Source organism: Pseudarthrobacter sp. NPDC092202 (assembly GCF_044755505.1).
Classification (GTDB): Bacteria; Actinomycetota; Actinomycetes; order Actinomycetales; family Micrococcaceae; genus Arthrobacter.
Window position 1 is genome coordinate 396,597 of the sequence record NZ_JBIVRG010000003.1, and the last position, 9,792, is coordinate 406,388.

Genomic DNA, 9,792 nt, shown 5'->3' on the forward strand with positions numbered 1-9,792 from the left:
CCGCGGAAATTTAAGGACCCGCCAACCCTTCCAGGACACCAACCGCGACGGCGGTCCCGTCCTCGGCGCGCACCAGCTCACCTGTCCGGGCTGCCTGGATCCGGCAGCTTCGGGCCTCGCCGAGGGCCCGGGCCAGGCTGTCCGCGGTGACTTTCCGGTACGGTACCGGTTGTGGGCCCAGGCCCCGACGGTGCAGGACAGCACCCCAGAACGGCTGGTCAGCGATGAACGGCACCACCACGGACGGGATCCCGGCCCGCGCCACGGCATGGACCGTGCCCGCGCCGCCGTGGTGGATGGCTGCCGCGGCGCGCGGAAGGACCATGTGGTGGGCCACCGATTCCCTGACCAGCACGTCGCCGCCCACCACAGCCGGCGGGACCTCGATGCCGCCCCACCCCTTTGCCACCAGCGTCCGCAGCCCGTTCCTCCGGGCTGCCTCAATGACCGCCGCGCCCCGGCCCCGGGCGTCACCGGCCTTCATGGAGCCGAATCCCGCGTACACAAAATCACCGCCGCCCAGGAAGGCCTCCAGCTCGTCATCGATCTCCGTAGCCACGGGTTTAGCGGCCCAGTGGCCCGTGAGGTGCACCGAGGCCGGCCAGTCAGCCGGGCGGGGAAGCAGGTGGGGACTGACGGGGATCAGTGTGGCGCGGGTCCCCGCTGCCGGCGTACGTCCTGGCGGCATCAGGTCCAGCGCAGCTTGCAGTTCCCGCCTGAACATCAGTGTGGCCGCCCTCGCCGGTGCGTAGCTGAACCGGTTCAGCGGGCCCAGGCTGGCCGCGGGGATGATGGGCGACGGGAACTCCCTGGTGGGGGTCAGCGCGGGCACTGTTTCCACCAGCACTGATGGGATTCCCAGCCTCTGCGCCGCGGCCGGAGCACTGAGGACCTTCGGGTGGTAGGCCACCACATCCGGGGAAAAGGCAACGATGTGCTCCACAGCCGCGGAAAGAAGCCTGCCCACCGCCGGCCGGATCACCGTCTTGAAGGTCCGGGCGGCGGCCCGGGGAGAAACACCCTGGTCGCTGACCAGCTGGGCGAAATCCATCCGCAGGCTGACGGTGTCCAGGCCGGCGGTGTCCGCACCGGAGTTCTCCGGGATGGCGATCCGGACCTCATGTCCGCGGGCCACGGCGGCCCGCGCCAGGGCAAGAAAGGGTTCCACGTCGCCGCGCGTTCCAGCGGTCAGCAGCATCATTTTCATCGCTTCAGGTCCGTTTCATCGTGTGGAGGGCCGGCATCATGCGGCCAGGTCCCGCCTGCGCAGGGCGTAGGCGGCCAGCGCAGCCCCGGCCGCCGCCGCGAGCAGCAGGCCCGACGCCCCGGCCTGGTCGAAGGATTCCACCGGCATGGCCGAAGAATGCCGGAACGGGCTCGCGTCCTGCAGCCACGCCGGCAGGCCAAACAGCTCCCCGAACTCACCCAGGATGATTCCCGCGGCAAGGATCCCCCAGCCGGCCAGGACGCTGAGGCGCGGTGCCATGGCGAAGGCAACAGCTGCCGCCGTAAGGAAAACCAGGGCTGCGGGGACATGGGCCAGCGCGGCCGGCACCAGTTGCCAGGCGGGCCCGTCGGAGGTCCCCGAGGCAGCCAGGCCGACGGCGGCAGCGGCTCCCGCCGTCGAGGAAACAGCGGCGGCGGAAAAGGCAGCCACGGCCAGGTTGGCGCCGAGCCACCGGACGCGGGACTTCGGCGCGGACAGCAGCAGCTCGGCCCTGCCCTCCGCTTCCTCGGCGCGCATCCGGAGAACTGCCTGGATCCCGGCGGCCGCGGCGAACACCCCGGCCATGCCCAGCAGCGCCGTGACGAACACGTCGATTAGTCCCGCCTCCCCGCCGGGCACCAGCCGCTCGATCATCTCCTTCACCGGCCCCAGGCTGGACACCGTCTCGGTGACCGCCGGGCCCAGGGCACCCGCCACGGCGCCCAGGGCCGCGGCACCCACGCACCATCCGGCCAGGGTGGAACGCTGCAGCCGCCAGGCCAGGCCCACAAAGGAGGTCCCGCCCATCCCTGCGCGCTCTTTGCCCACAAGCTCGGGCAGCAGGCTGGCACCCACGTCCCGCCGTCGTCGGACCATCACTGCCGCCATGCCCAGGATGGCCGCGGCAGCGAGCGGCACCAGCAGCCACGCCGGGTCCGGACTGCTGAACGGCCGTATGCGCTGGCCCCAGCCGATCGGTGAGAGGAGCGAGGGCCAGGCACTCGTCACGTGCAGCAGGTCCGGCGTGGGCGTCCCCAGCGCGTCCCCGATGCCGCGCACCAGGTAGGCCGCGCCCACCAGTCCCGCGGCGGCGCCGTTGGCGCTCCTGCCCGAAGGCAGCGCCTGGGCGGCGACGGCGGCAAGGGCCACAAAGAAAATGCCAATACTGCCGACGGCGGCCCCCGCCGCAACCGAGCCGGCCGCGGGCAGTCCCGCGGCCATGAAAGCGGCGGCCACAGAAACAGCCAGCACCAGGTTGGCGGCGGTGCCCAGCAGCAGCGTCGCCGCCAGGGACGCGGCCCGCGGAATGGGCACCGCACCGAGGAGCTCGGCCCGGCCAAGCTCCTCATCCGTGCGGGTGTGCCGCACCACCAGGAACGTGCTCATCAGCCCTCCCAGGACAGCCGTGAACGCAAACCCCTGGAAGAACACCACCGCGCCGGTGCCGGTCCCGTCAGGCAGACCCCGCAGGAACAGGAACGCCGGGTTGGCCGCGGCAAGGCGGAGGATGGCGGCCTGCCCGGCCTCGTCCCCGAACTGGGTGGCCACCGCGGCGGACGTGGCGAAGCTGAGAAGGGTGATGCCCAGGATCCAAACGGGCAGCGCCACCCTGTCCCGGCGGGCCTGGAACAGGAGCAGCCGCAGCACCCCGGACATCACAGCACCCCGCTGTCCGTGCGCTCACTGCCCTCTGTGGCGTGGCCGGTCCGCTTGCCTTTGCCGGTCCGCTTGCCGTTGCCGTCGCTGTAGTGGCGCAGGAACAGGGACTCCAGGGATGGCGGCGCCACGGACAGCCCGCTGATTCCCGGTTCCGCGATGCCGGCCAGGACAGACCCGAGGTCACCTGGATCGGCGTCGAACTCTGCCGCGCCGCCGGCAACGCTCACCCCGTGGGTGCCCGGCAAAGCGGCCACCCGTGCAGGATCGGCCAGCCCGGTAACCCGGAAATGCGTGCGCTGCAGGTGCCGCAGTTCGCCCAGGGTGCCCGTTTCCACGGCAGTCCCGGCGCGGATAATGGTCACCCGGTGGCAGAGCTGTTCCACTTCGCTGAGGATGTGGCTGGACAGCAGGATCGTAGCCCCGTCCTTGCTGACCCGTTCCACCTGGCGCCGGAACACAGCGTCCATCACGGGGTCCAGGCCGGCGCTTGGCTCATCCAGCAGGTACAGCCGCGCGGGGCGGGCAAACGCGGCAATCAGGGCAACCTTCTGCCGGTTGCCCTTCGAATAGGTCCTGGCCTTCTTGCGGGGATCGAACTCGAACTCGTCGATGAGGCCACGGCGGAGCTTTTCGTCAGCGCCGCCGCGGAGGCCGGTGAGCAGGTCGATGACTTCGCCGCCGGAAAGGTTCGGCCACAGGCTCACGTCACCGGGAACGTAGGCGACGTCCCGGTGCACGGCGACCTGCTCCGCCCACGGGTCCAGCCCGAAGACCCGGGAGGTGCCCGAGGTGGGCCGGATCAGGCCCAGGAGGATCCGCAGGGTGGTGGATTTGCCGGCACCGTTGGGGCCCAGGAACCCGTGCACCTCCCCCGGTGCCACGGTCAGGTTGAGCCCGTCCAGGGCCCGGGTTTTGCCGAAGTCCTTAACCAGGCCGCGGGCTTCGATCACGGGTTGTGCTGCTGCATCCATGGACAGTCCGCTCCTTGGCTCGTCACGCGAACGCCTGTGGCGGCGCCAAGGCGTTCCGCAGCCGCTGGCTGCGGGCCGACCAGGCTTCCCGGCTCTCCGATCCACAGCATACAAGTGCCCGCACCGGCGAGGAAGGGCCGTACAGCACTGGTACAGGGCGGCACCCCATCCCTGCTGTCAGGCCACCAGCCTGGCCATCAGTTCGCCGCGGCTGCCCACACCCACTTTCTCGAAGAGCGATTTCAGGTGGTCATGCACAGTGTGCGGTGAGATGAACAGGTGCCGGGCGATGTCCGCGGTGGGGTTCCCGGACAGCACCTCCAGGCAGACCTCCTGCTCGCGGGCCGTGACTCCATACGCTGCGAGCAGCAGGGTGGCCAGGTCATGGGTGGTGGCGGGTTCCACGGTGACCACCATCTGTTCCGGATCGTCGCCGGTGATCAGGCGGCTGGCCTGCAGCACCACCCAGTTGTTCCCGGCGTCGCGCATCCTGGCCCGGGCCGTGCCGGACACTGCGGAGGACGCCTGCGCCACCAGCGAGTAAAGCACCATGCTGAAACGGCCCGGCAAGGCATCCTCCACTCCTGCCAGCCAGGAAACGGCGGCGGGGGTTGCCGCTTTCAGTTCCCCGTGCGGGCCGGCGATGACAATCACGGGTCCGACGGCGGCTGCCCGGGTTGGGTGCCCCACCCTCACGGCGATCCTGGTGGCTGCCGCGAGGGTGGCCGTCACCGCAGCGAGGAACTCCACCTCGCGGTCCGTGAAATCCCGGCCGGCAGCGCGGAAGATGCTGCCGACACCCCAGCAGGCATCGTCCACCCGGAAGGCAGCCCGCAGCTCGTGTTCCAGGCCCTGCGGCTTCAACAGGTCGTTGATCCGGACGCTGCGGACCACCTCCCGGTGCGGGGCGTCGGACATGCGTGCGATGGGCCGGGGGCGCTGCAGCAGCTGGGCGAAGGTGTTTGGTTCGTTGCCCGCGTATTCGGTCTCCGCGAAGCGTGCCGAGTACTCCACGTACTCGTCTTCCCGCACCGGCCATGGCTTCCAGTTGGTAACGGACGTCATCACCAGGGTGTGGGGGTCGACGCCGGCCCAGCACCCCTGGTCGAACGGCACCGTCCGCTGCACCACGGCGAGCGCGGCGGGGTAAAGGTCCGGCAGGTTCATTCCGCTGGTGGCCAGGGCGGCGATATCCCGCCGGGCACGCTCAGCGCGCTCCTCCCACATAGCTCCAGTATCCGCCCGAGGGGCCGTACCGCAATCCCCCAAAGTGGGGATTTCCCAAGCACCCCGGAACCCCCTTGCAGGGGATGGGGAAGGCGCGCACCGGCGTCGTACTCTTCCCTCATGAACGCCGTATCCCAGATCTTCGCGGTCCTCGCCGCCGTGGTGTACATCGCGGTGTTCCCGCTGGAAAGCTTCCTGATGCACCGGCCGTGGGCGCAGAAGTTCCTGAGTACCCCGCCGCGGAACGTTCCGGCTGTGATGATGTGGGCCATCCCCACCGGGTTCCGGAACCTGGTGATCGGCCTGGGGGTCCTGGCGGGGGTGGCCGCGGTGAACATGGGCTACCTGGTGGTGGGCTACACGCTGGTGGTCTACTGCTGCCTGAACATGGTGCTGACCGCTCCAGCCATGTTCCTGGCGGACATGCTGGGCCATTATCCGAAGAAGGGCGGGAGCATTCCGGGCACCCTAGGCGCCACCGTCCCGGCCCTGCTGGCACTGCTGACGCTGCCGTTCTGAAGCAGGGTAGCAGCGTCCGTTGACAGCAAATTTCGGCGGACGTGCAATTAAAGAGGTTCCGGCAGCAGCCGGAACCAATCCACGAAGCGGCCCCCGCTTCCGTGAGGCCGCCCAAAAATTGGAGGTCCACAATGGGACAGGCACGCGAAGTCATGGACCGTCTCACCACGGCCATGGACAGCAAGGACAAAGAGACGCTGGCCCGGTGCTACGCCGTCAACGCTGTTGCCTACACCCCCGACGAGGGGGAACTGACCGGGCGCGACGCCATCACCAACTACCTTTTCCACTTCTGGGAATCGATGCCCGACGTCCGGTACGAGCACGGTGACAGCCACGAGGCCGGAAACGTGGCCATCGACGAGGGCTATGTTGTCGGGACGAACACCGGGCCGCTGAGCCTGCCCACCGGCGAATCAATGCCGGCGACGGGCAAGCAGGTCAGGGTCCGGAGCTGCGACATCGCCCGGGTCGAAGGAGGCGAAATCACCTCGCACCACTTCTACTTCGACCAGGTGGAGTTCCTGTCACAGCTCGGACTGATGCGGGAACTGACATCGCACTGATCGTGGGACTGCCGGGACCGAGCAACGAAATGCCGTGGACACCCTGCGAAGGGTATCCACGGCATCATTCTGCTGAGCGCGGCTGGTCAGCGCTCGCAGGCCACGCCGTCCGAGTCGCCATCCATCCCGGGACGGTAGCCCGGCTGGCCCCGGTACAGGGGTGCCGCGCCTGCCGCCTTGGCAGCTGCACAGTTGGCGTAGTAAACGGACGACTGCGCCGGTGCTGCCGGTGCCGGCACTGGCACAGCCTGGCGGGCAGCAGCGTCCCGCGCAGCCTGTTCAGCCGCAGCCTGTTCAGCCGCTGCCTGGGCGGCGGCCGCCTGGGCTGCGGCAGCCTGCTCTGCGGCAGCTTGTTCTGCAGCGGCCTGATCTGCTGCAGCCTTCTCCGCCGCAGCTTTTTCCGCCGCAGCCTGCGCGGCAGCAGCCTGCTCAGCGGCTGCCTTTTCTGCCGCCGCCTTCTCGGCGGCAGCCTTATCCGCGGCAGCCTTCTCGGCAAGGACACGCTTGGAATCAGCCTCAGTCATCCATACAAGGCGCTGGTCGGCTCCCATGGTGCAGATGAGCGTCTGGCTGCTGTACTTCTGCGTTGCGGCAGCAGTCTTGCAAGTGGAATTGGCGGGGTTTGTTGCACTGGGTGTAGGCGTTGGCGTAGCAGTTGCCGATTCCTTTACAGGACTGACCAGAGTTGCCTTGTCAGTCTCCACCCGCGGGGCGGCGGTAGCACCAACTACGCCCGCGCCCAGGATAAGTGCAACAAATCCGGAAACAGCTACCAGCCCGCCGGACTTGCGGTGCGGCAGCCCCACCCAGGACCGCCTTTTGAAGAGGAATGCATAAAGCCCGGTGAGCAAGGCAGCGAGACCAAGAATGAACAGCACCATTCCCAGCCCACCCACCAAGGCGAAGGGAATGAGCAGGAGCAGCAGCACTGCCGCCACAATCCAGAACAGCACTGTCGGTTTCCAGCGCTGCTGCGGCTGCGCAGGAGGGTACGGGTGGTTCGAATAATTGGTCATGTTTCCCCCTAGGAAATGGTTGAAATGGTGATGCAATGGGGCTTTCAAACCCCAAGTCGATGGGTCAGCTTTCGCAGGCAACGCCGTCCGAATCGCGGTCCAGCCCTGCCCGGTAGCCGGCCTGCCCGGTGAACAGCGGCGCGGCGCCGGCGGCCCGGGCAGCGGCACAGTTGGCGTAGTACGCAGCAGGTGCCGGGGCCGCAGGAGCAGGAGCGGGCACAGCGGGTGGTACAGCCGCCGGTGCGGGTGCAGCCGGAGCAGATGCAGCCGGAGCAACTTCAGGTGCGGGCGCCGGGGCGGCAGGAGCCTGGTTGACCGGCGCCTGGTTAGCGGGCGCCGGTTGGCCGGTGCAGTCAGCGAGGATCCACGACATCGCGTCGTGCTCGGCCTGGGTGATCCAAAGACTGTACGCCGCCTTCACCGAAATCTGCCGGGCAACGTATTCGCACCGGAACCCCTTGTTCGGCGGCAGCCAGGTGGCGGCGTCGCCGTCGCCCTTCTTCTGGTTGGTGGGCCCGTCCGTGGCCTGAAGGTTCAGCGGATCGTTGGCCAACGCCGTCCGCTTTTCGGCGGTCAGCTGCTGCGCACCCTTCTGCCAGGCGTCGCTGAGCGCAACCACGTGGTCGATCTGGACCTTGCTGCTGGTCCCGCTCCCCCGCAGGAAGCTGATGGACGTCGCCGTGTAGGGGTCCGCCAGCGTCCCGGACTGCACCTTGCAGGGCACGCTGTTCGTGAAGGTGATGCCCGTCAGGTCGCGCTGGAGGATGTCATTCCGGGTGTCGCAGCCGTTCCGGTCCACATCCGCCCAGGCCTGCCCGAACAGGGCACGGTCGTAGCCGGTCTTGGGGGCCCGGCCCTTGACCGGAAGGGTGGCCAGCAGCTCTGCCGCTGTGGTGGCGAAGGCAGGCTTCGCTCCTGGAGCTTGCGCGGCGACCGGCGCCGCCACGGCTGTGGTCTCGGGATCCAGCGGCACGCCGGCGTCCAGGACTGGTGGAGCGGACGACGGCGCGGGCGTGGCTGACGGGGCAGTGTTGGCTGTGGAGGTGGCCGCGGCAGCCGGGGTCTGCGCGGCGACCGGCGCCAGGCCTCCGGAGAAAGCCGCGGGCAGTGAAGCAGCACCGGCAACGAAGAAAGCCAGGGAGACCCCCAGGGCGATGGCGCCGGACTTCCGCCGCGGCCGCCGTGCCGGCCCGTGTCCGGGACCCGGCGCCGGCTGGACAGGTCCCAGCGCCGGCCCATTGTTCGTCATTGATGTTTTCCCCCAACAAATAAAGGCCCGGCAGCACGCCGGGCCTTTGCTTAGCCACAAGTGGTTATGGTGAGGAGCCTATTTCCCGGCAACACCGGAACTACGGAAACTGCGGGAAGCCTGAGGCAACTTTGATTCCGTCTTGATCCCGCCTTGATATTTCGTGTAACACTGCGGACAAAAGCCCCGCACACCATGGCGCGGCGGCCGACGGCGGCGCGTGCCGCCGTCGTAATCCTCCTTCGGGAACCGCCCCTGAATTACGCGCGCTGGGCGATGTTCAGGATGTTTCCCTCGCTGTCCAGGAACCAGGCGCCCTTGCCGAACGAGTCGGTGGACACGCCGTTCTCCGTCTTCAGGCCGGGGAAATCGTAGTCTTCAAAAGTGACGCCGCGGCCGCGCAGCTCCTCCATCTCGCGTTCGAGGTTGTCTGTTTCCCAGCCCATCTGGGTGTTCTTGGCTGAGCCGGCGTTGTCGGTCTGGTAAATGAGGAAGCTGGTTCCGTTTCCGCAGCGGTACATCAGGCTGTCCTCGATGGTTTCGGAGGGTTCCAGCCCCAGCTTGTCCCGGTAGAAATCCTTGGCCCTGTTGATGTCCTTAGCGGGAAGGACAGCCATAATTGCTGAATCTTTGAGCATGGTGATTCCTTAGTGCATTGTCTGCCGTAATGGCGGCTGCTCTCCCCCGGTTGCGCTGCCCGGACCCGGCGGTCAGGGAAAACGCATGACCGCCCTTCGCGCCACTGCCGGGGCGGCCACCTGGAACTCTGCGTGCCCCGCCAGCCATCAATGGCGCCAGGGTCCCCGAAGCCTACGAGCCCATTATGGAACCGAAAAGCGCCCACGGAAATAGGTGATCTTTACCGGCCCTGCCGCGGCTTCAGGCCCTTGGCGTACGCGGCCTGCCCCACGTGCTGCAGGCAGTCCGCAAGGGTGCTGACAAGCCTCACACCGAGGGTGACCGGCGGGTCCCAGCGGGTGTCGACGATCCGGTCAAGGTCGCCATCACTTAGGGTCTCCAGGAACTGCACAGTCTGCCGGTGGACGGCGTCGTAGTACTCCAGCAGCAATCCCGGCTCAGCGCGCACGGCGTCCACCTGCTCGCTGGAATGGCCGTATCCGGTGTCGTTGGCTGTGAGCGGCAGGGCGAACCGGCCCACAAAATCCTGCCCCGTCCACACCTGTTCGCGGCCGGCCACATCCGCGACTTGTGCATCCTCCACGCGGCCCAGGTGCCAGACCAGCCAGGCGATCGAATTGCCGGTGCCGTCCGGCCGCAGGGCCAGCGCCGCGCCGTCGAGCCCGTCAAGGGTGGCCTCCACGGTCTCGCGAACCCGGCCAAAGGCGTCCAGCAGCAGTTCGTTGGTTTTCACGGTTCC

Annotated in this window: 10 protein-coding genes; 2 read left to right on the plus strand and 8 right to left on the minus strand. The window is 68.2% G+C overall.

What is annotated here, in order from left to right; translation table 11 throughout:
• Window positions 1-10: 10 nt before the first annotated feature.
• The 4 genes from ACIQF4_RS08005 to ACIQF4_RS08020 form a co-directional block, all read right to left on the minus strand.
• The gene (locus ACIQF4_RS08005) at window positions 11-1,201 is read right to left on the minus strand and encodes a glycosyltransferase (RefSeq protein WP_400579904.1); all 1,191 of its coding nucleotides are present in this window, start codon (window positions 1,199-1,201) and stop codon (window positions 11-13) included.
• A 42-nt stretch (window positions 1,202-1,243) separates the two neighbouring features.
• On the minus strand, window positions 1,244-2,863 hold the full coding sequence (locus ACIQF4_RS08010; RefSeq protein ID WP_400579906.1) for an ABC transporter permease: 1,620 nt from the start codon (window positions 2,861-2,863) through the stop codon (window positions 1,244-1,246).
• Window positions 2,863-3,837: an ATP-binding cassette domain-containing protein gene (locus ACIQF4_RS08015; RefSeq protein ID WP_400579908.1), complete on the minus strand. Its 975-nt coding sequence runs from the start codon at window positions 3,835-3,837 to the stop codon at window positions 2,863-2,865. Before ACIQF4_RS08015 ends, ACIQF4_RS08010 begins: the two co-directional genes overlap by 1 nt.
• Before the next feature lie 177 nt (window positions 3,838-4,014).
• Window positions 4,015-5,064, minus strand: coding sequence for a helix-turn-helix transcriptional regulator (locus tag ACIQF4_RS08020; RefSeq protein ID WP_400579910.1), 1,050 nt, complete (start codon window positions 5,062-5,064; stop codon window positions 4,015-4,017).
• Between the two features lie 120 nt (window positions 5,065-5,184).
• Between ACIQF4_RS08020 and ACIQF4_RS08025 the strand changes: the two genes are divergently transcribed.
• Window positions 5,185-5,583, plus strand: coding sequence for a DUF1304 family protein (locus tag ACIQF4_RS08025; RefSeq protein WP_400579912.1), 399 nt, complete (start codon window positions 5,185-5,187; stop codon window positions 5,581-5,583).
• Between the two features lie 131 nt (window positions 5,584-5,714).
• Window positions 5,715-6,149, plus strand: a complete 435-nt coding sequence (locus tag ACIQF4_RS08030) for a nuclear transport factor 2 family protein (RefSeq protein WP_400579914.1) — start codon at window positions 5,715-5,717, stop codon at window positions 6,147-6,149.
• 86 nt (window positions 6,150-6,235) lie between these two features.
• Here ACIQF4_RS08030 and ACIQF4_RS08035 read toward each other — a convergent pair whose 3' ends face one another.
• The 4 genes from ACIQF4_RS08035 to ACIQF4_RS08050 all read right to left on the minus strand — a co-directional run bounded on the left by ACIQF4_RS08035 (window position 6,236) and on the right by ACIQF4_RS08050 (window position 9,786).
• Window positions 6,236-7,165 (minus strand): excalibur calcium-binding domain-containing protein, encoded by a 930-nt coding sequence (locus ACIQF4_RS08035; RefSeq protein WP_400579916.1) that lies wholly within the window; start codon window positions 7,163-7,165, stop codon window positions 6,236-6,238.
• A gap of 64 nt (window positions 7,166-7,229) precedes the next feature.
• Window positions 7,230-8,414 carry a DUF1524 domain-containing protein gene (locus ACIQF4_RS08040; protein ID WP_400579918.1) on the minus strand — a complete coding sequence of 395 codons (1,185 nt, stop codon included), beginning with the start codon at window positions 8,412-8,414 and terminating at the stop codon, window positions 7,230-7,232.
• A gap of 260 nt (window positions 8,415-8,674) precedes the next feature.
• Window positions 8,675-9,052, minus strand: a complete 378-nt coding sequence (locus tag ACIQF4_RS08045) for a VOC family protein (RefSeq protein ID WP_188811287.1) — start codon at window positions 9,050-9,052, stop codon at window positions 8,675-8,677.
• 221 nt (window positions 9,053-9,273) lie between these two features.
• A complete protein-coding gene (locus tag ACIQF4_RS08050; RefSeq protein WP_400579921.1) occupies window positions 9,274-9,786 on the minus strand; it encodes a DinB family protein in 513 nt (170 codons plus the stop codon).
• Window positions 9,787-9,792 lie beyond the last annotated feature (6 nt).